Genomic DNA, 22,949 nt, shown 5'->3' with positions numbered 1-22,949 from the left:
AAACATTGGCCCGAAACAAACGTAGGAGCGAGCGCAGCTCGCGATGCGCCGCGCGGGCGGCGCGATGTCACAGGCGCCGAAACCCTCAAGCCCTGCAGCCCAGTTTGTTTCGGGCCAGTAACGCCCGTGGCAGGCGCGCGCGACTGCCTTGTGGGTACGACGTAATATCGCGCCATGCACCAAGGCGTCCGCACGCAAATCCCACAGCAAACATTGGCCCGAAACAAACGTAGGAGCGAGCAAAGCTCGCGATGCGCCGCGCGGGCGGCGCGATGTCAAAGGCGCCGAAACCCTCAAGCCATACAGCCCAGTTTGTTTCGGGCCAGTAACGCCTGCGGCAGGCGCGCGCGACTGCCTTGTGGGTACGACGTAATATTGCGCCATGCACCAAGGCGTCCGCACGCAAATCCCACAGGAAACATTGGCCCGAAACAAACGTAGGAGCGAGCAAAGCTCGCGATGCGCCGCGCGGGCGGCGCGATGCCACAGGCGCCGAAACCCTCAAGCCATACAGCCCAGTTTGTTTCGGGCCAGCAACGCCTGCGGCAGGCGCGCGCGACTGCCTTGTGGGTACGACGTAATATCGCGCCATGCACCAAGGCGTCCGCACGCAAATCCCCCAGGAAACAATGGCCCGAAACAAACGTAGGAGCGAGCGCAGCTCGCGATGCGCCGCGCGGGCGGCGCGATGTCACAGGCGCCGAAACCCTCAAGCCATACAGCCCAGTTTGTTTCGGGCCAGCAACGCCCGTGGCAGGCGCGCGCGACTGCCTTGTGGGTACGACGTAATATCGCGCCATGCACCAAAGCGTCCGCACGCAAATCCCCCAGGAAACAATGACCCGAAACAAACGTAGGAGCGAGCGCAGCTCGCGATGCGCCGCGCGGGCGGCGCGATGTCACAGGCGCCGCAACCCTCAAGCCATGCAGCCCAGTTTGTTTCGGGCCGGCAACGCCCGTGGCAGGCGCGCGCGACTGCCTTGTGGGTACGACGTGATATCGCGCCATGCACCAACGCGTCCGCACGCAAATCCCCCAGGAAACAATGGCCCGAAACAAACGTAGGAGCGAGCGCAGCTCGCGATGCGCCGCGCGGGCGGCGCGATGTCACAAGCGCCGAAACCCTCAAGCCATACAGCCCAGTTTGTTTCGGGCCGGCAACGCCCGTGGCAGGCGCGCGCGACTGCCTTGTGGGTACGACGTAATATCGCGCCATGCACCAAAGCGTCCGCACGCAAATCCCCCAGGAAACAATGACCCGAAACAAACGTAGGAGCGAGCGCAGCTCGCGATGCGCCGCGCGGGCGGCGCGATGTCACAGGCGCCACAACCCTCAAGCCATACCGCCCAGAAACAACAAAGGCGCCTGATCTTGCGATCAAAGCGCCTTTGAAAAAATATGGGGTGGACGATGGGAATCGAACCCACGACAACTGGAATCACAATCCAGCGCTCTACCAACTGAGCTACGCCCACCATGTAACAATATTGCGGTGTTGCGGTACAGCTTACAGAAGCATGGTGCGGACGAAGAGACTCGAACTCTTACAGCTTGCGCCGCTGGAACCTAAATCCAGTGTGTCTACCAATTTCACCACGTCCGCGTAACGCTTAGAACAAAGGCGCCAATCCTGCAATCAGAGGCGCCTTCATTGAATATGGGGTGGACGATGGGAATCGAACCCACGACAACTGGAATCACAATCCAGCGCTCTACCAACTGAGCTACGCCCACCATATTGCACTACAGCACTACTTGCTTGCCCAGCTGCCTAAATGGCGCACCCGGCAGGACTCGAACCTGCGACCATCCGCTTAGAAGGCGGATGCTCTATCCAGCTGAGCTACGGGCGCTTAAGCTTAAAGCCTAACCGAACGAGGCCTTAACAGGTAACTGCTAAACCACTCATTCTGCCCGACTTCGCCAACCAGTGCTAGGCTGTGCCCGACAAGTGCGGCGAATCTTATAGGCGAGCCTCTAGGCCGTCAACACATTTCTCCAAAAAATTTAAATTATTGAAGGGGTTAGGGCATTTGCCCGACCACTCGCCTTTGCCCTCGAGCCATGTCGTGCGAGAATGCGCACTCTTTATGGTTTCTTTCTCGATGGTTAATCACGCGTCTATGACTGCACACCTAATCGATGGCAAGGCGATCGCCGCCAACCTGCGCAAGCAGATCGCTCAACGGGTCGAGGAGCGCCGCCAGCAAGGCCTGCGCACGCCGGGCCTGGCAGTGATTCTGGTCGGCACCGACCCCGCCTCCCACGTCTATGTTTCGCACAAGCGCAAGGACTGCGAAGAGGTCGGTTTCATTTCCCAGGCGTTCGACCTGCCCAGCGATACCACGCAGCAAGCGCTCACCGAGCTGATCGACCGCCTCAACGACGACCCGGCCGTCGATGGCATCCTGCTGCAATTGCCGCTGCCGGCGCACCTCGACGCCTCCCTGCTGCTCGAGCGCATTCGCCCGGACAAGGACGTCGATGGTTTCCACCCTTACAACATCGGTCGCCTGGCCCAGCGTATTCCGCTGCTGCGCCCGTGCACACCGAAAGGCATCATGACCTTACTCGAAAGCACCGGCCAGGACCTGTACGGCATGGACGCGGTGATCGTCGGCGCCTCCAACATCGTGGGTCGGCCAATGGCCATGGAGCTGCTGCTCGGTGGCTGCACGGTCACCGTATGCCATCGCTTCACCCAGGATCTGGCCGGCCATGTCGGTCGCGCCGACCTGGTGGTGGTGGCCGCTGGCAAGCCGGGCCTGGTCAAAGGCGAGTGGATCAAGCCAGGCGCCATCGTCATCGACGTCGGCATCAATCGCCAGGAAGACGGCAAGTTGGTGGGCGATGTGGTCTATGAGACCGCCCTGCCCCGCGCCGGCTGGATCACCCCAGTGCCAGGTGGCGTCGGCCCGATGACCCGCGCATGCCTGCTTGAGAACACGCTGTACGCCGCCGAAGAGCTGCACAAGTAACACAGCGCCCGATGAGAACGGCACCCCTGGCGGGTGCCGTTTTTTTGCCCGCCTACTCGCCTTCGCCGCCTTGCTCCCTACCCTTGGCAAGCTGCTTGCACAGCTCTCGCGCAGCGCCGGCCATCGCACATCCTCCTTATCTTGCGCAAACGATACACGCACCGATCCAGAGCGTGGCCGCCGTCAATGCCCCATAACTGGTCAGACCGGTCAGGCCAAAAACCCTTGCAATATGGGATTTTTCGCGGTTCCATGACTGCGCGCTGAACAAACCGGTAAGACCACAATAATTAAGTCCTGCGCTCTTTCGCCCCGTGCGGCATCGAAGCAAGGATACCGATCTGAGATCTCTCCCATGCTCAAATGGTGCTCGCGTTCGATCTTCCTGCAAGTTGTGCTCGGCCTTGCTCTCGGCATTGCCTGCGGCCTCAGCTTCCCCGACCTCTCCCTGCAACTCAAACCCCTCGGCGACGGCTTCATCAAGTTGATCAAGATGCTCATCGGCTTGATCGTGTTCTGCGTCGTGGTCAGCGGCATCTCCGGCGCCGGTGACTTGAAGAAGGTTGGACGCATCGGCCTGAAATCGGTCATCTACTTCGAAGTGCTGACCACCATCGCCCTGGTCATCGGCTTGGTCTTCGCCTTTACCAGCGGTATCGGCAGCGGCGCCAACATTCACCTTGACCAGCTCTCCGCCGCCGATGCCGGCAGCCTGGCCGAGCGCGGCCAGCATCTGCATGGCGCTACCGCTTTCTTCATGGACCTGATCCCCACGTCGGTGATCGGTGCCTTCGCCGATAACAATATCCTTCAGGTGCTGTTGTTCGCCGTGCTGTTCGGCAGCGCCCTGAACCTGGTGGGCGAATCGGCCGCCGGTATTTCGCGGCTGATCAATGAACTGAGCCACGTGATCTTCCGCATCATGGGCATGATCGTGCGCCTGGCACCGATCGGCGTGTTTGGCGCGATCGCCTTCACCACCAGCAAGTACGGCCTGGAATCGCTGCAGCACCTGGGTGGGCTGGTGGCGCTGTTCTACCTGACCTGCGCCGGCTTCGTACTGATCATTCTCGGCACCGTGATGCGCGTGTCGGGCTTGAAGCTGCTGCCGTTCATCAAGTACCTGCGTGAAGAGCTGACCATCGTGCTGGGCACCGCATCCTCCGACGCCGTGCTGCCGCAGATCATGCGCAAGCTTGAACACCTGGGTATCGGCAGCTCGACCGTCGGGCTGGTGATCCCTACCGGTTACTCGTTCAACCTCGACGGTTTCTCGATCTACCTGACCTTGGCCATCGTGTTCATCGCCAACGCCACCGGCACGCCGTTGGAGATGACCGACCTGCTGACCATCCTCCTGGTGTCGCTGGTGACTTCCAAGGGTGCCCACGGCATCCCAGGTTCGGCACTGGTAATCCTGGCGGCGACCCTGACCGCGGTACCGGCGATTCCGGTCGTCGGCCTGGTGCTAGTGTTGGCAGTGGACTGGTTCATGGGTATCGGCCGGGCACTGACCAACCTGATCGGCAATTGCGTGGCCACCGTGGCGATCGCGCGCTGGGAAAAGGACATCGACCTTGAGCGCGCGCAGAAGGTGCTCGATGGCAAACCGGGCTTCGCCATGACGCCGCGCAAGCCAGCCAACCCCCATCAACAGGAATTCTGAGCGAACCCGGCCGGCGTTGTCGCCGGCCCTCGCAGGAGCGAACCGTGATCAGCTCATCGACCGTCGTCAACTCAGTGGTGGAAAAACTGCGCAAGGCCCTGGCCCGCGGCCAGTGGCGCTCTGGCGACATGCTGCCTGGGCAGCGCGAGCTGGCCGAGCAGTTGGGCATCAGCCGGCCGAGCCTGCGCGAAGCAGTGACCGTGCTGGAAACCCTGGGCCTGGTACGTTCGCTGCCGGGCAAGGGGGTGCTGGTGCTCGACGCCGAGGCACCGACCCAGGACCCGGCTGGCGAAGCCACCGCGGCGGCAAGCCTGGCCGATGTGCTGGAGCTGCGCTACACCCTCGAGCCGTTCATCGTCGGCCTGGTGGCGCAGTCGGCGAACAGTCAGGACATCGGGCAGCTACGCCTGACCTTGATGGACATGCGCGAAGCCTTGGACGCCGATGACAGCGAAGCCGGGGTCAGTGCCTATATCGCCTTTCACGAAGCGCTGTTTGCCCTGACCACCAATCCGATCTTCCAGAGCGTGGTGCAACAGACCGGCAACGCCTTGAAGCAGAGCGCCAGCATGCTGCGCAATTCGCCCGAACACCTGGCCGCTCGGCTCAAGGAAAACGAAGCCGTGGTACGCGCCATTCGCGATCGCAACAGCGCCCACGCCAGCGCCCAGATGCGCCAGCACATCCTTGCCGAGGGGCTGCGCATGGGCATCGAACTCAACATCCCGGACGATCACCCGGGCCAATGACCACAGGAGAGCGACCATGACCGCCTGCGCCCACGCCGCCCCCCGCCTGCCAGCCCTGCTCGCCGCTGGCGAAACGCGCCTTTCGGCCGAGCAGATCTACCCGCGCCTGTTCGATGCCATTCTCGAGCAGCGCCTGCCACCGGGCAGCCTGCTGCCTGAACAGGCACTGGGCAATGCCTTTGGTGTCAGCCGCACCGTGATCCGCCGAGTGCTCGGGCGGCTGTCCGACCAGCAGGTGATCGTGCAGCGCCCAAGCCACACCGCACACCTGGCTGCACCGGACCCAGATCAGGCGCGTCAAGTGCTCAGCGCCCGGCGCCTGGCCGAGACCACCTTGATCAGCTTGGCCGCCCAGCGCGCACGGCCTGCGCAGATCCGCCAACTGCGGCAATTGGTCGAACGCGAACGCCAGCATCATGAACGCGGCGAGCGCTGCGCCGCCATCCGTCTAGGCGGCGAGTTTCACCTCAAGCTTGCGCAGGTGGCTGCCAATGCACCGTTGGCGAGATTCCTCAATGGCCTGGTGCCGATGACCTCGCTGATCATCGCCCGCTACGAATCACCCTGCTGCGAGCACTGCGCCTGGGAGGAACACGCGGCGATCATCGATGCGGTGGAGGCTGCTGATGCACGGGCGGCGCTGGCATTGATGCACGATCACCTCGATCGGCTTGAGCAAAAGCTCGACCTTGGCGGCTGAGCGCTGCTGGCCTTGAGCGGCGAGCGTGAAGCGCGCTGGCGCGGACTTCAGTGGCGCCTTGCTCTTCAGGCACGGGCCATGGCCGCGGTGGGCAAGCCGAAGATCCGGTCGAACGCCCAGTTGTAGGCGAAGGTGTAACACGGCACCAGAATGATGAAAGCCAAGTCAACCACGAACGCCTCGACCAAGGTCATGTCCAGCCACCAGGCAATCAACGGAATCAGGTACACCACCAAGGTCAACTGAAAGCCGATGGCGTGGGCCACGCGTCGCGCCACGCTGCGCCCGCGCTTGGTCTGGCCGCTCTCCCAGCGCTCGAACAAGCTGTTGTAGATCAGGTTCCACAGCATGGCGATGCTAGTGATCAGCACCGCCAGCGGGCCGGTATGCGACGCCTGGGTGTTGGACAGATACGCCAACCCCAACGTCGACATGCACAAGCCGATCAATTCATAGAATGTGACATAGACCAATTTACGTTTGACGCCCTGCACGGATTACCTCAAGTGATGGAATAGCAAGGCAGCAATCGTGCTTCAATTGGCTTGACAGGAAAAGTAAGCAGCCATCAGATTGACTGACAGGAGGCTGCCATGAACTTTTCCAGCGATAACATCCAGCTGTTTCTAGCGGTGCTCGACCGCGGTTCGTTTTCCGCTGCCGCACGCGCACTGCACCGTGTTCCCTCCGCCGTGAGCATGGCCATTGGCAACCTCGAGGCTGAGCTGGGCTACGCCTTGTTCGAACGCGGTCCGCGCGAGGTGCGGGCCACGGCCCAGGCGCGGGCGCTTGAACCCCATGCCAGGCTGATTGCCGAGCAGCTCGGGCTGCTGCAGGTGCATGCCCTGGAACTCTCCCAAGGGCTGGAGAGCAGCCTGAGCCTGGCTGTGGTGCCGGATATCGACCATCTGCCGCTGATGGCTGCGATTGCCGATCTGGGTGCGCGCTACCCATTACTCGATATCCAAGTGCTCAGTGCGCCGCAGGAGGACGCCTTGCACCTGCTCGACAGCGGCCGCGTCGACCTGTGCCTGGCGTTCGCCGGGCTGCACGTCGACCCACAGCGCAGCTTTCAGCACGTCGGCATGGAGTCGCTGGTCGCCACACTGGCGCCTACGCATCCAGCCTTGGTCGAAGGCCGCATCCGCTACCTCGAAGACTTGGTCAACGTGCGCCAGATTCTGGTGCGCAGCCGAGATCTACCGCTGCTCGACCCACGTCCCTTGATCGGCGCAACGCACTGGTCCACCGACAGTTTCGACCTGGCCTTGCAGATGGTCGAGGCCGGCCTCGGGTGGGGCGATCTGCCGCTGGCCAGGGTTGCGCCGCTGATCGACAGCGGGCGCCTGGTACGCCTGCGGTTCGGCAACACGCGCAATGAGTTGCAGCTGCCGGTTCACGCCTTTTGGCGCAAGCAGCAACCGCTACGGCAAGGTGCGCGCCTGCTGATCGAGTTGATGGCCAGCAAATAGTCCACCGTCCGTCGCGCAACGGCGCAAAAATCCGTAGCCGTATCAACCTTTTAACAGCCAGGCCGATACCCAGGAGACCGGTTCCGCGTTCCGCCACAAGCGCGCGCGGCCCTCCCCTCCATGGCTCAAGGTCTCGAAACATGAACCTGAAATTCCGCCACAAGATCCTTCTCAGCGCCTGCGGTGTCGTGGTGCTGGCCTTTGCCCTGTTCACGCTCTACAACGACTATCTGCAACGCACCACCTTGCGCCAGAACATCGAAGCCTCGGTGCAGCAAGCGGGCGCGTTGACGGCCAGCAGCGTGCAGAACTGGATGAGCGGGCGCATTCTGGTCATGGAAAACCTGGCGCAGGACATCGCCGAACAAGGCGCAGGCGCAACCCTCAATGGACTCATCGAGCAGCCAACCTACGCCAAGAACTTCCTCTTCACTTACCTGGGGCAAGCCAACGGCACCTTCACCCAGCGCCCCGATTCACAAATGCCGCCTGGCTACGACCCACGCCAGCGGCCGTGGTACAGCACGGCGGTCACGGCCGGTCAAACTGCGCTCACGCCCCCTTATCAAGGCGCCTTGGGCGATTTGATGGTGACCATCGCGGTACCCGTGAAAAGCAAGGCGGGTGGTGAGCTGATGGGCGTGGTGGGCGGCGACCTGACCCTCGACACCCTGGTGCAGATCATCAACTCGGTGGACTTCGGCGGCATCGGCCACGCCTTCCTCGCCGACAGCACGGGCCAAGTCATCGTCAGCCCGGACAAAGACCAGGTGATGAAAAACCTCGACGACATCTACCCCGGCAGCGGCTTGCGCGTGGCCACCGGCATGCAGGATGTCACGCTCAACGGCGAAGAGCGGCTGATTTCGTTCGCCCCGGTGGCCGGCTTGCCGTCGGCGCAGTGGTACATCGGCCTGTCGATCGATAAGGACAAGGCTTACGCGGCGCTCAGCCAATTCCGCACGTCGGCGATCATCGCCATGCTCATCGCCGTGGCGGCCATCGCCCTGCTGCTCGGTTTGCTGATTCCGGTGCTGATGCGCCCGCTGACCACCATGGGTCGCGCAATGCGCGACATCGCCGAAGGAGAAGGCGACCTGACCCGGCGCCTGGAAGTGCAGCACCAGGATGAATTCGGTGAACTGGCAAGCTCGTTCAACCGCTTCGTCGAGCGCATTCATACCTCGATCAGCGAAGTGTCCTCGGCCACCCGCCTGGTGCATGACTTGTCGGAGAAGGTGGTGAACGCCTCGAATGCCTCGATCATTGGCTCTGAAGAGCAAAGCATGCGCACCAACAGCGTGGCCGCCGCAATCAACCAGCTGGGCGCCGCCACCCAGGAGATCGCCCGCAATGCCGCCGATGCTTCGCAACACGCCAGCGGCGCCAGCGAACAGGCCCACGGGGGGCGTGAGGTGGTGGACCAGGCTATCCATGCGATGACGGCGTTGTCGCAACGTATCAGCGAGTCGTGCGAGCAGATCGAGACGCTCAATGCCAGCACCGATGAAATCGGCAAGATCCTCGATGTGATCAAGGGTATTTCGCAGCAGACCAACCTGCTGGCGCTCAACGCCGCGATCGAGGCGGCGCGCGCCGGTGAAGCCGGGCGCGGCTTTGCCGTGGTCGCCGATGAGGTGCGCAACCTGGCCCATCGCACCCAGGTGTCGGCCGAAGAGATCCACCGCATGATCACCAGTTTGCAGGTGGGTTCGCGCGAAGCGGTGCACACCATGAACACCAGCCAGGTGTCGAGCGAGCAGACGGTCCAAGTCGCCAATCAGGCCGGCGAGCGTCTGGCCAGCGTGACCCTGCGTATCGGTGAAATCGACGGCATGAACCAGTCGGTGGCCACCGCCACCGAGGAGCAGACCGCCGTGGTCGAGAGCCTGAACCTGGACATCACCCAGATCAACGCGTTGAACCAGCAAGGCGTGGAAAACCTCAACCAGACCTTGCAGCACTGCGACGCCCTGGCCCAGCAAGCCGGCCGCCTCAAACAGCTCGTCGCCACCTTCAGGATCTGACGGCGCCGCAGGCTGCAAGCTGCAAGAAAAAAGCGGGGCGGTGCTGGACTCGACATCTCGAATCCCGCACCGCCCCGCTCTTGCTTTCACTTGGCGCTCGCAGCTTGCAACGTGCAGCTCCCAAGGGGCGCAGTTATAACCTAATAACGAACAATTCTATTTAGCTATATGAACAATCTATATGCTGGCAGGCATCCGATAACGGGCAAAGCTGGGCAGTCGAGTAGCGTATGGATGTAGGTTCTTTCGGTTTCACCATTGCCGGACTGGTGGTGGGCTTCATCGTTGGCATGACCGGCGTTGGCGGCGGTTCGCTGATGACCCCGATTCTGCTGTGGTTCGGCATCAATCCGGCCACGGCCGTAGGCACCGACCTGCTGTACGCGGCCATCACCAAGGCCAGCGGCGTCTGGGTGCATGGCAAGCAGAAGAACATCGACTGGAAAATCACCGGCCTGCTTAGCCTCGGCAGCGTTCCTGCCGCAGCGCTGACCCTGTGGTTCCTCAGTACCCTGCATACCGACACCAGCGCACTCAATGCCATCATCAAGCAAGGCTTGGCCGTGGTGCTTATTCTCACGGCCCTGGCCATCCTGTTCAAATCGCGCTTGCAAGCCTTTGCCAATCGTCACGCCGGCGATCATTACCACCTCAGTGACCGCAGCCTCAACACCCTGACCGTACTGACCGGCGTGGTGCTGGGAATCATGGTCACCCTCACCTCGATCGGTGCCGGTGCGCTGGGCACCGTGGCGCTGTTTCTGCTCTATCCATTTCTCGCTACCCGCCGCCTGGTCGGCACCGAGATCGCCCACGCGGTGCCGTTGACCTTGGTGGCCGGCATCGGTCATGCGGGAATGGGCAACATGGACTGGTCGCTGCTGGGCTATTTGTTGCTGGGTTCGCTGCCGGGCATCTACATGGGTAGCCACCTGACCGGGCGGATTTCCGATCGCGTGCTGCGTCCTTGCCTGGCCGGCATGCTGCTGCTGATCGGTTACAAATTGGCGTTCTGATCAGCACACGGCGCTTGCTCAGCCCAGGCGCAAGCGCCATTGCCCAGTGAAGCTCAGCGTCACCCGCGACAGCGGCAACACATCGATGCGCAGCGCAGCTTCTTGCGCGCAATCCAGCACCGAGGCCAAGGCGGCGCGAATCACCCAAGGGTGAGTGACGGCCAACCAGTCTCCCGGGCTATCGAATGCCTGCAACCAGCCCTGCACACGGGCGCACACTTGCTCGAACGACTCCCCGCCGTGGGGCGCGCTGGAGGGATCGGCCAACCAGCGCGCCAGCGCGTCAGGCTGTTGCGCCTGCAGCTGTTTGAGCGCCAGCCCCTGCCAGCAGCCAAGATTGCAATCGGCCAACGCGGGGACAATTGGCACAGCGGGCGCCAGCCATTGAGCGGTTTGCGTGGCGCGTCGCTCGGGAGCGCTGAGCAGGCGCACAGCCGCTTCAGGCCGCAGCGGTGAGTCGTCGCTCAGCAGAGGGTCATCAGGCCGTGCCAAGCAGCCGTTCTTCTGCGCGAGGGTCAAGGCGTGGCACAGCAAGGTCAGGCGTATGGCTTTCACCGGCGGAGAAATCTCTGTGCAAAAGACCCATTGGTTTACCACGCCAGGGATATTTTTACTGCAACAAAGTCATGGCACAGCGCGGCGGTGGGTTATTATCCTACGCCCACTTAGGCAATCTGCCGTCAGAGCGCTTTACATGCCCAGCCGTACCTGCGACGCCAATCCTTTGCTCAACGCCTTGCGCGAACACACCCGCGACAGCCACAAAGCCTTGGAAGCGCGCCTGCCGTTTTTCGCTCCTTCGTTCGATACCGCTGCCTATCGCCGCCTGCTCGAGGCCTACTATGGCTTTCATGCTCCTCTGCAAGAGCAGCTGCATGACTATCAAGGCCCTGAGCGCAGCAAGATCCCCACGTTGCGCCGCGACCTGCAGGCACTCGGCCTGACCCAGACCGACGTCGAAGCTTTGCCGATCTGCCAGGCGCTGCCCGTGATCGACGGCCCACCCGCTGCGCTTGGTGTGATGTACGTATTGGAGGGCTCGACCCTGGGCGGCCAGGTGCTCAAGCGGGCCATGGCCGAGCGCCTGGGCCTGGACGCTGAAAACGGCTGCGCGTTCCTCGATGTGTATGGACCGTTGACCGGCAGCCACTGGCGCAGCTTCCTCGAGCGGCTGGCCCACGCCTCGGTGTTCCCGGCCGATCAGGCCGTGACGGTGAAAGCGGCTGTCGATACCTTCAGGCTGTTCGAGCGCTGGCTCGCTCACTGTGGTGTGCTGCTTGCGCGCTGAGTCTTGCGGCACCCTGTCACCGTGATCCAGCCGCGCCGCTTTCGCCAGGCCCCTGCAGGCTGAGCCGGCAGGGGTTGCCAGAGGCCCCCTGCGCGTGCTTCAGAAGGTGATGTTCAGCGCCGCGAACAGCGCTCGCCCAGGTTGGTTGTAGGTATTGGCACCGGAGCTACTGGCGTTGCCGCCCCGCAGAATCTGCTTGTCGAACAAGTTGTTTACGCCCACGCGCACATCGTAGTGGGCATTGAATTTGTAACCTGCGCTGACATCGACCAGGCCGTATGCCTCTACATCCTGCTGCGCTTGCAGGTCATAGTCCTGCTCGGTGCGGTAGTTGTAGGTCGGCGATTTCTGCTTGCCGAAATAGGTGCCCGAGAGCTGCAGCGACAGCTTGTCGGTGGCCTGCCAATCCAGGGTGCTGTTGACGGTGTACTGCGGAATCACCGACAGCGGCTCGCCGGTTTCGCGGCTGTCGTTGTCGAGCATCCAGGTCAGGTTGGTGTTCCAGTCGAGGGTCGGCGTGAGAGCGATGAAGACATTGCCCTCCAGGCCTTCGACCCGAGCCTTGCCGGCGTTATCCCACTGGGTGACGCGGCTGCCTGTACCGATGGTGTAGAGCACTTCGGTATCACCGATGATCTTGTTCTGGTAGTCGTTACGGAAGTACGTGGCGCTGGTGCGCCAGGTGCCACGGTCGTAGAGCAGGCCGATTTCCTTGTTGACGCTGATCTCCGGCTTGAGGTCGGCGTTGCCCTGCAAATAGCAGCCGCCATTGTTGCTTTGTTGCACGCTGCAGCCATTGCCCCGGCTGTAGAGCAGGTAGTTGGGATTGGACTGATAGAGATTGGGCGTCTTGTACGCGCGGGCGATACCGCCCTTGACCGACAGCGCCTCGGTCAGCTCATGCGACAGGTTCAAGCTGGGGCTGAAGTTGTCGCCGAAGGTTTCGTGGTGATCGAAGCGCAGGCCAGGGGTGACGGTGGTGTCACCGACGACGATGTTGTCTTCGATGAACAGGGCGTAACTGCGCGCGTTGATCTTCGAGCTGCTGCGGTCGAAGCCAATGAGGCCACCAGCGGAGGGATCCGAGCTTTGTGCACGCAAGGAGCCTTGGTCGTTGAGCGCTTCATAGAGGTATTCGCCGCCCAGGGTCAGCACATGCTCGGTGGCGCCAGCGGCGAATGGCAGGTTCACCTCGGTGCTCAAGCGCGTGTTGCGCAGGCGCGACATGGCCGCTCCTTCCTGGTTGGGCGCGCCCTCGGTGCGCCCCGCCAGGCCCTCGTTGAGCCGCCAGTTGCGCACGTACTCGTAAGCCAGGCTGGTCTTGCTGGTGCCCCAGGTGAAATCGCCCAGGTGAGTCAGGTCGTAGGTGCTGCGCTGCATGACGTTGGTTTCATGGCCATACAGGCTGGAGACGAACTCGACATCGCCACCGCCGTTGCTGTTCATGGTGTCGCCGGCAAAGATATTGCCCTGGCGGCTGTAGCCGGCACTGGCCTCGAAACGATGCTGGTCGTTCAGCCTCCAGCTCAGCAGGCCGTTGAGGTCCTTGTTGCGTACACCTTCGCGTCCGGCGACCAGGTCGCTGGTGGCATGCCCGGCGTTGATGTCGAGATCGTCGGCATCGCTCTTGGCCAGGCCCCCGTAGAGGCGAACACCCAGGTTGTCGGTCAGCCCGCCAGCGAGGTTGAAATTGGCCCTGCGGCTGGCGCCCTCGGCGCTGTCTTGTGGCAGCTGGGTGAACAGGCTGACGCTGCCCTTGAGCGCGTCGGTAGGACGCTTGGTGATGATATTGACCACCCCGCCCATGGCCCCGGAACCGTAGCGCGCCGCCGCCGGGCCGCGCAGGATCTCGATGCGCTCGACCGCCTCGGCTGGCACCCAGTTGGTTTCGCCGCGGGTATCGCGATCGCCGTTCCAGCCATAGCGCACGGCATTGCGCGCGCTGGAGGGTTTGCCATCGATGAGGATCAGGGTGTTTTCCGGGCCCATGCCGCGCAGGTCGATCTGCCGGTTGTTGCCGCGCGCCCCGCTGGCGCTGTTGCCGGTGAGGTTGACGCCAGGTTCGCGGCGGATCAGCTCGGAGAGGTCGTTGGCCGGTGGATGACGCTTGATGTCCTCGGCGGTGATCACCGAGCTGCCGAGTGCCTGGCGCGCTTCGCGCTCGGCGGTGACCAAGGTGTCTTCGATCACCAAGGCATTATCGGCCAACGGCAGTTCCAGGCCCGCCCCAGCTTCCGGCGTGACGGGTCCGCCAGCACTGCTGGCCATGGCCGGCGAAGCCAGCGCTAGCACGGCCAAGGCCAGGCCGTTGGTTGTTCTGGACGACATCGATACTTCTCCCTGCGATTGATGAGCGAACGACAAGCCTTCAGGCTGAGGCTTCCAGGGATGGGGAATATAAAGATTCTCAAATGGGTTTAAATCTTATTTACGAACTTTACATGTTTGTAACCAAGCTTTGCGCAGGTCAGCGACGCTCGTCAGGCGTGCCAGGGAACGCCGCGCTGGTCGCCGCCGTCTACAGTCACCTCTGCCCCTCCACTTGCCGAGAGTCGCCCACCCCATGCTGCCTGCCGCCCTGATCTTCCTGTTCACCTTGACCCTGGTCATCTGGCAGCCCAAGGGCCTCGGGGTCGGCTGGAGCGCCACCCTGGGGGCGGTGCTGGCGCTGTTGTTCGGCGTGGTGTCGCTGAGCGACATCCCCACGGTCTGGGCAATCATCTGGAACGCCACCGGCACCTTCATCGCCCTGATCGTCATCAGCCTGCTGCTCGATGAAGCAGGCTTTTTCGAGTGGGCCGCGTTGCACGTGGCGCGCTGGGCGGGTGGCAATGGCCGGCGTCTGTTCGCCTTCATGGTGCTGCTGGGCGCGGCAGTCTCGGCGCTGTTCGCCAATGACGGGGCGGCGCTGATCCTCACCCCGATCGTCATGTCGATGCTGCTGGCCCTGCGTTTCACCCCGGCTGCGACGCTGGCCTTCGTCATGGCCGCAGGCTTCATCGCCGATACCGCGAGCTTGCCGCTGGTGGTTTCGAACCTGGTGAACATCGTTTCGGCGGATTACTTCGGCTTGGGCTTCAACGCCTACGCAGCGGTGATGGTGCCGGTCAACCTGGTCGCCGTGGCCGCCACTTTGCTGGTGCTGTGGGTGTACTTTCGCCGCGACATTCCTGCCCGCTACCCGCTGCAGGCACTGAAGCTGCCGGCCCTGGCGATCCGCGACCGCGCCACTTTCCGGGTCGGCTGGCTGGTGTTGCTGGGCTTGCTGGCCGGCCTGTTCGTCCTGGAGCCCCTGGGCATTCCGGTCAGCGCCGTGTCCGCTGCCGGCGCGCTGGTGTTGTTCGCGGTCGCCGCGCGGGGCCGGGTGATCAAGACCGGTCGGGTGATGCGCGAGGCACCCTGGCACATCGTGGTGTTTTCGCTGGGCATGTACCTGGTGGTCTACGGGCTGCGCAACGCCGGCCTGACGGACTCGCTGACCGGCGTGCTGAACACCCTCGCCGGCCAGGGCGTATGGGCGGCGTCGCTGGGGACCGGAGTGATCGCCGCGCTGTTGTCCTCCGTGATGAACAACCTGCCCAGCGTGCTGATCGGCGCCTTGTCGATCCACGCCAGCGAAGCGCAGGGGGTGGTGCGCGAGGCCATGATCTACGCCAATGTGATCGGCTGCGACCTCGGCCCGAAAATCACCCCGATCGGCAGCCTGGCCACCTTGTTGTGGCTGCATGTGCTGGCGCGCAAAGGGGTGACGATTGGCTGGGGCTACTACTTCAAGGTCGGCGTGTTGCTGACCGTGCCGGTGTTGCTGGTGACCTTGGCGGCATTGGCGTTGCGGTTGAGCATGTAGGCTAGTCCGGGCCGCTGGACAACCCGGCACAGCCTTCGAAGACGTTAGGCCAATACCTCCTGCTGACGCAGCACCCAGCCACCCTGCCCGTTCACCTCCAGCTTATGGGTATGCAAGCGGGCCAAGGTGCTGCGGTGGCCGACGCTCACCCGCAAGGTGTCTGGCAGCTCATGGCGCAGCAATTCGTACATTGCCTGTTCCAGCCCCTCGTCCATGGCCGATGTGGACTCGTCGAGAAACACCACCTGCGGCCGGTTGTAGAGCACCCGGGCGAACGCCAGGCGCTGCTGCTCACCCACCGACAGAATGCTCGACCAATCACCGTCGACGCTCAGCCGATCCGCCAGGTGCGCGAGGTTGACCGCACGCAATGCCTGCTGCATGCGCGCTTGATCCCCCGCCTGACTGTCGGCTGGGTAGGCAATGGCTGCGCTCAGGTCGCCCAATGGCAGGTAGGGACGTTGCGCCAAAAACAGCGCTTGGGTACCCACAGGGCGCTGTACCGTGCCCTCGGCGTACGGCCAAAGCCCGGCCAGAGCGCGTAGCAGGGTGGTCTTGCCACTGCCCGATGGGCCTTTGATCAGCAGCGCCTGGCCTGCGTGCAAACGCAGGTCGAGGCCGGTGATCAAGGCATGGCCGTCTGGACGCCTGACCTGCAGGCCAACGATGTCCAACCCCTGCGCTTGTGCCTGGGTGTCGACCCGCGGCAAGGCGCTGGCCAACTGGTTGGCGTCCATGAAACCGGTCAAGCGATCGAGGGTGGCGCGGTACTGGGCGAAGGTGTCGTAGGACTCACGGAAGAACGATAGCGAATCCTGCACCTGGCCGAAGGCCTGGGAGGTCTGCATCACATCGCCGAGCTTGATCGCTCCGCTGAAAAAGCGCGGCGCCTGTAGCATGAAGGGAAACACCACGGCCACCTGGCTGACGCCCAGGTTGAAGCCGCTGAACTTGAGGTTACGAAACACCAGCGCCCAGACGTTGCCGATCAGCGCGGCGAAGCGCCCGAGCAGGGTCGCCCGCTCCACCGGCGCACCCTGGTAGAAGGCGATGTTCTCGGCGTTCTCGCGCAGGCGCATGAGTGCATAACGGAAATTGGCGGTGAGTTTTTCATTGAGAAAATTCAGGCGAATCAACGGCTGACCCAGGCGAAAGGCGATCCAGGTCGCGATCAGCACATAGATGTAAACGGCAAACACCATAGCCCGCGGAATTTCATGCCCCGCCACCGCCAGCGGCGCTGACAAACCCCAGAGAATGCCGGTGAAGGCCACCAGCGATACCAGCGCCCCGACCGCACCCAAAGCCAGGGACACGGAGGTGGAGACGAAGGCGTTGACGTCCAGTTCGATACGCTGGTCAGGGTTGTCCACCGGCTCTGCGAGAAAGCGGCCGCGGTAGTAGGCATCGTCTGCAAGCCACTGGCCGGTCAGGCGCTCGGTCAGCCACACCCGCCAGCGAATGCTGAACGCCTGGGTCACATAGAAGCTGAACAATGAGCGCAAGACGTGCACCGTGGCCAGCACCGCGAACACCCCGAGCAGGTACCAGAACGCGGTTTGGTCGAGCGCCTGCAGCGCACTGTAGAAACCGTTGTACCAGAACGAGAACAGCACGTTCATGCGCACCGAGACCAGCGTCAGCACCAGCAGCAGAGCGAACACCAACAGCGGACGCCAACTGCGCCTGAAGGTGAAGTACGGCCCGGCCAGTTGCCAGAACTGGCGGCCCCACTGCGTGTAGCGCACAGCCAAGGTGGCGGCGGCGAGAAAACCGACCAGGGTGATGAGCGAAGCGATGGCCAGCCAGCTCAGGCTTTGCTGCAAGGCCTGGTGCCAGTTCATGTTCATAGCGAGTATCCGTGACGACTGATTGCGCGAGCGTAGCACTGCGCAATCCGTCGCCCGGCATACATGACGGACATTTCATGTTGCGCTACCGGCCCCGGCGTGGTGCCCAGGGCCGGCAGACCAGCGCATCAGCCAAGCGCCTCCACCACTTTGCCATCCACCGCCTGCTCGCCGTGCTCGGCCATCCACTCGCCCAGCTGGCGGCGCATCGCCGGCGTCCAGAAACTCTGCAGGTGCTGGCGCACCCCCTGCACCGCCAGCGCCCGGTCCGGCTCGCTGTCGAAATAGTGGGCGATCTGATTGGCCATCTTGACCAGATTGTCGCTGCTCATCGGCGTACCTCGGCTTTTTCCGCGGTGCGACGCTCCTTGAGCAGGCGTCGCTGTTCGTCACTGAAGTCCTGGTAGCGCTTCTGCCATTCGGACGGATGGAACACCTTGACCACCTCCACCGCAGTGACCTTGTATTCCGGGCAGTTGGTGGCCCAGTCAGAGTTGTCGGTGGTGATCACGTTGGCCCCGGACTCGGGGAAGTGGAAGGTGGTATACACCACCCCGGGTGCTACCCGCGCGCTGACCTTGGCGCGCAGTACCGTCTGCCCGGCGCGGCTGCCAATGCCGACCCAATCGCCGTCCTGAACGCCGCGGCTCTCGGCGTCGCTTGGGTGGATTTCCAGGCGGTCGGCGTCATGCCAGGCGGTGTTGCCGGTGCGCCGGGTCTGCGCGCCGACGTTGTACTGGCTGAGGATGCGCCCGGTGGTCAACAGCAACGGGTAGCGGCTGTTGACCTTCTCGTCGGTGGGGACGTAGCCGGTCAGCATGAAGCGCCCCTTGCCGCGCACGAACTGCTCGATGTGCATGGTCGGGGTGCCGTCGGGCGAGGCTTCGTTGCACGGCCATTGCAAGCTGCCATTGCGCTCGAGCTCGGCGTAGCTGACGCGGTGGAAGCTCGGCGTCAGGCGTGCGATCTCGTCCATGATTTCGGACGGATGCCGGTAGCTCATCGGGTAGCCCAAGGCATTGGCCAACGCCACCGTGGCTTCCCAGTCCGCCTTGCCTGCCAGCGGCTCCATGACCTTGCGCACCCGCGAGATGCGCCGTTCGGCGTTGGTGAAGGTGCCGTCCTTCTCCAGGAACGAGCTGCCCGGCAGGAACACGTGGGCGAACTTGGCGGTTTCGTTGAGGAAGATGTCCTGCACCACCACGCATTCCATCGCCAGCAGGGCTGCGGTCACGTGCTGGGTGTTGGGGTCGCTCTGGGCGATGTCCTCGCCCTGGCAGTACAGCGCCTTGAAGCTGCCATCGAGCGCCGCTTCGAACATGTTGGGGATACGCAGGCCCGGATCCGGTTGCAGGGTGACGCCCCAGGCCTGCTCGAACTCGGCGCGAACGTTTTCGTTGGAAATATGCCGGTAGCCTGGCAGCTCGTGCGGGAATGACCCCATGTCGCAGGAGCCCTGCACGTTGTTTTGCCCCCGCAGCGGGTTGACCCCTACGCCTTCGCGGCCGATGTTGCCGGTGGCCATCGCCAGGTTGGCGATACCCATCACTGCGGTACTGCCCTGGCTGTGTTCGGTAACGCCCAAACCATAGTAGATCGCCGCGTTGCCACCCGTGGCATAGAGCCTGGCAGCGGCGCGAATCTGCTCGGCAGGTACGCCGCAGACCGGCGCCAGCACCTCGGGCGCATTGTCCGCCAGGCTGACGAACTCGCGCCAGCGGGCGAAGGCTTCGGTCTCGCAGCGCGCATCGATGAACGACTGGGCCAGCAAGCCTTCGGTGACGATCACATGGGCCAGGGCGTTGAGCATGGCCACGTTGGTGCCGGGCCGCAATTGCAGGTGCAGCTCGGCGCGGGCATGGGGCGAGTCGACCAGGTCGATGCGCCGTGGGTCGATGACGATCAGCCGGGCGCCTTGACGCAGGCGGCGTTTGAGCTGTGAGCCGAACACCGGGTGAGCGTCGGTGGGGTTGGCGCCGATCACCAGAATCACGTCCGCGTGCATCACCGAATCGAAGCTCTGGGTGCCGGCGGATTCACCCAAGGTCTGCTTCAGGCCATAGCCGGTCGGCGAATGGCATACCCGCGCGCAGGTATCGACGTTGTTGTTGCCGAACGCGGTGCGCACCAGCTTCTGCACCAGGTAGGCTTCCTCGTTGGTGCAGCGGCTGGAGGTGATGCCACCGATGGCGTCGCGCCCGTACTTGAGCTGGATGCGGCGCAGCTCGCTGGCGGCGTAGGCCACCGCCTCGTCCCAGCTGACCTCTTGCCACGGGTCTTCCAGGCGCTTGCGGATCATCGGCTTGGTGATGCGGTCCGGGTGCGTCGCATAGCCCCAGGCGAATCGCCCCTTGACGCACGCGTGGCCATGGTTGGCCCCGCCATTCTTGTCCGGGACCATGCGCACCAGCTGGTCGCCCTTCATCTCGGCGCGGAACGAGCAGCCGACCCCGCAATAGGCGCAGGTGGTGATCACTGCACGCTCGGGCTGGCCGATCTGCACCAGGCTCTTTTCCGTGAGCGTGGCAGTCGGGCACGCCTGCACGCAGGCGCCACACGACACACATTCGGAACTCAGGAAGTCATCGCCGCCAGCCGCCGCCACCCGCGACTCGAAGCCGCGCCCGGTGATGGTCAGGGCGAAGGTGCCTTGGATATCTTCGCAAGCGCGCACGCAGCGGCTGCAGACGATGCACTTGCTCGGTTCATAGTCGAAATACGGGTTGGAAACGTCCTTGTGCTCGGCCAGGTGATTGGCGCCGTCGTAGCCGTAGCGCACTTCACGCAGGCCCACCTGGCCGGCCACCGTCTGCAGCTCGCAGTTGCCGTTGGCCGAGCAGGTCAGACAATCCAGCGGGTGATCGGAGATATACAGCTCCATGACGTTGCGGCGCAGGTCGGCCAGGCGCGAGGTCTGCGTGCGCACGACCATGCCTTCGCTGACCGGCGTGGTGCAGGAAGCCGGGTACCCGCGCATGCCCTCGATTTCCACCATGCACATGCGGCACGAGCCGAACGCCTCGAGGCTGTCGGTGGCGCACAGCTTGGGAATGCTGGTGCCAAGCAGCGCGGCGGCACGCATCACCGAGGTGCCGGCCGGTACGCTGATGCTGCGGCCATCGATGTTCAGGCTGACCTGCACATCGCTGTCGCGGGCAGGGGTGCCAAGATCGGTTTGCGGATCGAAGTAATTGATCATCACTGCGCGGCCTCCGTGGTGGTCAGCCCGAAATCGGCGGGGAAATATTTGAGCGCACTGGCCACGGGGTAGGCCGTCATGCCGCCCATGGCGCACAACGAGCCGTACTGCATGGTGTCGCACAGGTCGCGCAGCAGCAGGGCCTGGTCATGCCGCTCGGTGAAATCGCTGCTGGCGATCAAGCGGTCGACCACCTCCATGCCGCGGGTCGAGCCGATGCGGCACGGCGTGCACTTGCCACACGACTCCTCGGCGCAGAACTGCAAGGCGAAGCGCGCCATGCTGGCCATGTTCAGGGTGTCATCTGCGACCACCACGCCACCATGGCCGAGCATCGCGCCCATGGCGGCGAAGGCCTCGTAGTCCAGCGGTGTATCGAAATGGCTCGGTGGCACCCAGGCCCCCAGCGGGCCACCAACCTGGGCGGCCTTCAGTGGCCGGCCGCTGGCGGTGCCGCCGCCGTAGCCTTCGACCAGCTCCCGCAGGGTCAGGCCGAAGGCCCGCTCCACCAGGCCACCGTGGCGAATGTTGCCGGCTAGCTGGAACGGCATGGTGCCTAACGAGCGGCCCATGCCGAAATCGCGGTAATAGGCCGCGCCCTTGGCCAGGATGATCGGTACCGAAGCCAGGGTCAGCACGTTGTGCACCAGCGTCGGCAGGCCGAACAGTCCCTGTAACGCAGGCAGCGGCGGCTTGGCACGGACGATGCCGCGCTTGCCTTCGAGCGACTCGAGCAGGGCGGTTTCCTCGCCGCAGATGTAGGCCCCTGCCCCGACCCGCACGTGCAGGTCGAAGGCCAGGCCGCTGCCGGCGACGTTGCTGCCCAGGTAACCGGCCTCACGGGCGATGGCCAACGCTTGATCGAGCACGCGAATGGCGTCCGGGTACTCCGAGCGCACGTAGATGTAGCCGGTGTCTGCGCCCACAGCCAGACCGGCGATGATCATGCCTTCGATCAGCAGGAAAGGGTCGCCCTCCATGAGCATGCGGTCGGCGAAGGTGCCGGAATCGCCTTCATCGGCGTTGCACACCACGTACTTCTGCCCTGCCCCGGCGTCGCGCACGGTGCGCCACTTGATGCCAGCAGGAAACGCCGCACCGCCGCGCCCGCGCAGGCCGGAGTCGAGCACGGCGGCGACCACCTCGGCACCGGCCAGCGCCACGGCCTGCCGCAAGCCTTCGAAGCCGCCATGGGAGCGGTAATCGTCCAGCGACAACGGCCGGGTAATGCCGGCGCGGGCGAACAGCAGGCGCTGCTGGGATTTGAGATAAGGCATCTGCTCCACCGGCCCGAGGGCCAGCGCATGGCTGGCAGGCTCAGTGGTCAGGGCATCGAGCAGTGAAGGCACGTCTGCAGCGGTGAGCGGGCCGAAGCCCAGCCGCCCGCTGGCACCGTCACACTCCACCAGCGGCTCGAGCCAGTAGAGCCCGCGCGAACTGGTGCGCTGGATGTCCAGTGGCAACTGGCGGCGCTCAGCCTCGAGCCGTAGCGCATCGGCCACCTGATCGGCGCCGACGGCCCGGGCGACCGAGTCGCAGGGAATGTACAGCTTCAGCATGTTTCACCCTCCAGGCAGCCAGAGACCAGCGCGCGCAAGCGTTCCGGGGTCAGGCGCGCATGCACCTGTCCGTCCAGCTCCAGGGCCGGCGAGCAGGCGCAGGCGCCCAGGCAGTAGACCGGGCGCAGGCTGATCGCACCGTCGGCGCTGGTACCGTGGTCGTCCAACGCCAAGTGTCCGCGCAGCTGCGCGGCCAACGCCTCGCTGCCGCGGCTCTGGCACGACTCGGCACGGCACAGGCGCAGGGTGTGGCGAGCAGGCGGTGCGGTGCGAAAATCATGGTAGAAGCTGATCACGCCATGCACTTCGGCAAGGCTGAGGTTCAGGGCGTGGGCGATGTCCGCGACAGCGGCCTCTGGAATGAAGCCGATGGCGTCCTGGATCGCATGAAGGATCGGCAGCAACGCGCCGGGGGTATCCTTCTCGCGAGCCAGGATACTCTGGACGACGGGCAGGTGAAGCAGTTCATCAGGCATACAGCGGACCTCGGCATCACGGACCCTGCCTGAATTGTTGTTGAGGGCAGGTATCCGGCGTGTTCTGCTGCGGCACACCGGCCACGTCACGGCGTCGTGGGCACGGGCACCTCCTTGCCGA

At 63.8% G+C, this 22,949-nt stretch carries 17 protein-coding genes, 4 tRNA genes and 1 pseudogene; 10 read left to right on the top strand and 12 right to left on the bottom strand.

What is annotated here, in order from left to right; translation table 11 throughout:
• Positions 1-1,400 precede the first annotated feature (1,400 nt).
• The 4 genes from FS665_RS00955 to FS665_RS00940 form a co-directional block, all read right to left on the bottom strand.
• Positions 1,401-1,476: transfer RNA gene (locus tag FS665_RS00955), tRNA-His, on the bottom strand.
• A gap of 43 nt (positions 1,477-1,519) precedes the next feature.
• Positions 1,520-1,604 (bottom strand) — tRNA-Leu (locus FS665_RS00950).
• 55 nt (positions 1,605-1,659) lie between these two features.
• Positions 1,660-1,735, bottom strand: a tRNA-His gene (locus FS665_RS00945).
• A 42-nt stretch (positions 1,736-1,777) separates the two neighbouring features.
• Positions 1,778-1,854, bottom strand: a tRNA-Arg gene (locus FS665_RS00940).
• A gap of 270 nt (positions 1,855-2,124) precedes the next feature.
• Between FS665_RS00940 and folD the strand changes: the two genes are divergently transcribed.
• The 4 genes from folD to FS665_RS00920 all read left to right on the top strand — a co-directional run bounded on the left by folD (position 2,125) and on the right by FS665_RS00920 (position 6,094).
• Positions 2,125-2,979, top strand: a complete 855-nt coding sequence (gene folD, locus FS665_RS00935) for a bifunctional methylenetetrahydrofolate dehydrogenase/methenyltetrahydrofolate cyclohydrolase FolD (RefSeq protein WP_145181984.1) — start codon at positions 2,125-2,127, stop codon at positions 2,977-2,979.
• 355 nt (positions 2,980-3,334) lie between these two features.
• Entirely contained in the window at positions 3,335-4,645 is a 1,311-nt protein-coding gene (locus tag FS665_RS00930; RefSeq protein ID WP_145181981.1) for a C4-dicarboxylate transporter DctA, read from the top strand.
• Between the two features lie 44 nt (positions 4,646-4,689).
• The gene (locus tag FS665_RS00925; RefSeq protein WP_145181978.1) at positions 4,690-5,394 is read left to right on the top strand and encodes a FadR/GntR family transcriptional regulator; all 705 of its coding nucleotides are present in this window, start codon (positions 4,690-4,692) and stop codon (positions 5,392-5,394) included.
• 16 nt (positions 5,395-5,410) lie between these two features.
• Positions 5,411-6,094 (top strand): GntR family transcriptional regulator, encoded by a 684-nt coding sequence (locus tag FS665_RS00920; protein WP_145181975.1) that lies wholly within the window; start codon positions 5,411-5,413, stop codon positions 6,092-6,094.
• Positions 6,095-6,159: 65 nt separating this feature from the next.
• Here FS665_RS00920 and FS665_RS00915 read toward each other — a convergent pair whose 3' ends face one another.
• Entirely contained in the window at positions 6,160-6,588 is a 429-nt protein-coding gene (locus FS665_RS00915) for a PACE efflux transporter (RefSeq protein WP_145181973.1), read from the bottom strand.
• Positions 6,589-6,687: 99 nt separating this feature from the next.
• On the opposite strand from FS665_RS00915, the gene FS665_RS00910 reads away from it, so the two are divergent.
• The 4 genes and pseudogenes from FS665_RS00910 to FS665_RS00900 all read left to right on the top strand — a co-directional run bounded on the left by FS665_RS00910 (position 6,688) and on the right by FS665_RS00900 (position 10,609).
• Positions 6,688-7,566, top strand: a complete 879-nt coding sequence (locus tag FS665_RS00910; protein ID WP_145181970.1) for a LysR family transcriptional regulator — start codon at positions 6,688-6,690, stop codon at positions 7,564-7,566.
• A 140-nt stretch (positions 7,567-7,706) separates the two neighbouring features.
• A pseudogene (locus FS665_RS23840) lies at positions 7,707-8,735 on the top strand (cache domain-containing protein); the annotation flags it as partial.
• A 117-nt stretch (positions 8,736-8,852) separates the two neighbouring features.
• Positions 8,853-9,593, top strand: a complete 741-nt coding sequence (locus FS665_RS23835; protein WP_371921218.1) for a methyl-accepting chemotaxis protein — start codon at positions 8,853-8,855, stop codon at positions 9,591-9,593.
• A 230-nt stretch (positions 9,594-9,823) separates the two neighbouring features.
• A complete protein-coding gene (locus FS665_RS00900) occupies positions 9,824-10,609 on the top strand; it encodes a sulfite exporter TauE/SafE family protein (protein ID WP_145181964.1) in 786 nt (261 codons plus the stop codon).
• Positions 10,610-10,627: 18 nt separating this feature from the next.
• On the opposite strand, the gene FS665_RS00895 is transcribed toward FS665_RS00900, so the two are convergent.
• On the bottom strand, positions 10,628-11,164 hold the full coding sequence (locus FS665_RS00895) for a histidine phosphatase family protein (RefSeq protein ID WP_145181961.1): 537 nt from the start codon (positions 11,162-11,164) through the stop codon (positions 10,628-10,630).
• A 139-nt stretch (positions 11,165-11,303) separates the two neighbouring features.
• Here FS665_RS00895 and FS665_RS00890 point away from each other — a divergent pair, with 139 nt between their 5' ends.
• On the top strand, positions 11,304-11,897 hold the full coding sequence (locus FS665_RS00890; protein ID WP_145181958.1) for a biliverdin-producing heme oxygenase: 594 nt from the start codon (positions 11,304-11,306) through the stop codon (positions 11,895-11,897).
• A gap of 99 nt (positions 11,898-11,996) precedes the next feature.
• Here the strand turns inward: FS665_RS00890 and FS665_RS00885 are convergent, their stop codons facing one another.
• Positions 11,997-14,225: a TonB-dependent siderophore receptor gene (locus tag FS665_RS00885; protein WP_145181955.1), complete on the bottom strand. Its 2,229-nt coding sequence runs from the start codon at positions 14,223-14,225 to the stop codon at positions 11,997-11,999.
• A gap of 235 nt (positions 14,226-14,460) precedes the next feature.
• Here FS665_RS00885 and FS665_RS00880 point away from each other — a divergent pair, with 235 nt between their 5' ends.
• Positions 14,461-15,744, top strand: a complete 1,284-nt coding sequence (locus tag FS665_RS00880; protein WP_145181952.1) for an arsenic transporter — start codon at positions 14,461-14,463, stop codon at positions 15,742-15,744.
• Positions 15,745-15,788: 44 nt separating this feature from the next.
• Here FS665_RS00880 and FS665_RS00875 read toward each other — a convergent pair whose 3' ends face one another.
• The 5 genes from FS665_RS00875 to FS665_RS00855 all read right to left on the bottom strand — a co-directional run bounded on the left by FS665_RS00875 (position 15,789) and on the right by FS665_RS00855 (position 22,828).
• The gene (locus FS665_RS00875) at positions 15,789-17,594 is read right to left on the bottom strand and encodes an ABC transporter ATP-binding protein/permease (RefSeq protein WP_145181949.1); all 1,806 of its coding nucleotides are present in this window, start codon (positions 17,592-17,594) and stop codon (positions 15,789-15,791) included.
• 128 nt (positions 17,595-17,722) lie between these two features.
• Entirely contained in the window at positions 17,723-17,926 is a 204-nt protein-coding gene (locus tag FS665_RS00870; RefSeq protein WP_145181946.1) for a formate dehydrogenase subunit delta, read from the bottom strand.
• Complete coding sequence (gene fdhF / locus FS665_RS00865) at positions 17,923-20,793, bottom strand: formate dehydrogenase subunit alpha (protein WP_145181944.1); 2,871 nt, start codon at positions 20,791-20,793, stop codon at positions 17,923-17,925. Before fdhF ends, FS665_RS00870 begins: the two co-directional genes overlap by 4 nt.
• A complete protein-coding gene (locus tag FS665_RS00860; RefSeq protein WP_145181941.1) occupies positions 20,793-22,352 on the bottom strand; it encodes an NADH-quinone oxidoreductase subunit NuoF in 1,560 nt (519 codons plus the stop codon). The genes fdhF and FS665_RS00860 overlap by 1 nt, the downstream gene beginning before the upstream one ends.
• Entirely contained in the window at positions 22,346-22,828 is a 483-nt protein-coding gene (locus FS665_RS00855; RefSeq protein WP_145181938.1) for a formate dehydrogenase subunit gamma, read from the bottom strand. Before FS665_RS00855 ends, FS665_RS00860 begins: the two co-directional genes overlap by 7 nt.
• Positions 22,829-22,949: the final 121 nt, after the last annotated feature.

Source organism: Pseudomonas sp. URMO17WK12:I11 (assembly GCF_007677725.1).
Classification (GTDB): Bacteria; Pseudomonadota; Gammaproteobacteria; order Pseudomonadales; family Pseudomonadaceae; genus Aquipseudomonas.
Note: the sequence above shows the minus strand (reverse complement) of the source record. Positions and strands in the feature narration are given on the sequence as shown.

Bases quoted from the DNA above. Each gene is read 5' to 3' on its own strand.
- FS665_RS00910 (WP_145181970.1), top strand. From the start codon at position 6,688: ATGAACTTTTCCAGCGATAACATCCAGCTGTTTCTAGCGGTGCTCGAC.
- FS665_RS00880 (WP_145181952.1), top strand. From the start codon at position 14,461: ATGCTGCCTGCCGCCCTGATCTTCCTGTTCACCTTGACCCTGGTCATC.
- FS665_RS00860 (WP_145181941.1), bottom strand. From the start codon at position 22,352: ATGCTGAAGCTGTACATTCCCTGCGACTCGGTCGCCCGGGCCGTCGGC.
- FS665_RS00875 (WP_145181949.1), bottom strand. From the start codon at position 17,594: ATGAACATGAACTGGCACCAGGCCTTGCAGCAAAGCCTGAGCTGGCTG.
- fdhF (WP_145181944.1), bottom strand. From the start codon at position 20,793: ATGATCAATTACTTCGATCCGCAAACCGATCTTGGCACCCCTGCCCGC.
- FS665_RS00885 (WP_145181955.1), bottom strand. From the start codon at position 14,225: ATGTCGTCCAGAACAACCAACGGCCTGGCCTTGGCCGTGCTAGCGCTG.
- FS665_RS00900 (WP_145181964.1), top strand. From the start codon at position 9,824: ATGGATGTAGGTTCTTTCGGTTTCACCATTGCCGGACTGGTGGTGGGC.
- folD (WP_145181984.1), top strand. From the start codon at position 2,125: ATGACTGCACACCTAATCGATGGCAAGGCGATCGCCGCCAACCTGCGC.
- FS665_RS00890 (WP_145181958.1), top strand. From the start codon at position 11,304: ATGCCCAGCCGTACCTGCGACGCCAATCCTTTGCTCAACGCCTTGCGC.
- FS665_RS00855 (WP_145181938.1), bottom strand. From the start codon at position 22,828: ATGCCTGATGAACTGCTTCACCTGCCCGTCGTCCAGAGTATCCTGGCT.
- FS665_RS23835 (WP_371921218.1), top strand. From the start codon at position 8,853: ATGCGCACCAACAGCGTGGCCGCCGCAATCAACCAGCTGGGCGCCGCC.
- FS665_RS00930 (WP_145181981.1), top strand. From the start codon at position 3,335: ATGCTCAAATGGTGCTCGCGTTCGATCTTCCTGCAAGTTGTGCTCGGC.
- FS665_RS00920 (WP_145181975.1), top strand. From the start codon at position 5,411: ATGACCGCCTGCGCCCACGCCGCCCCCCGCCTGCCAGCCCTGCTCGCC.
- FS665_RS00870 (WP_145181946.1), bottom strand. From the start codon at position 17,926: ATGAGCAGCGACAATCTGGTCAAGATGGCCAATCAGATCGCCCACTAT.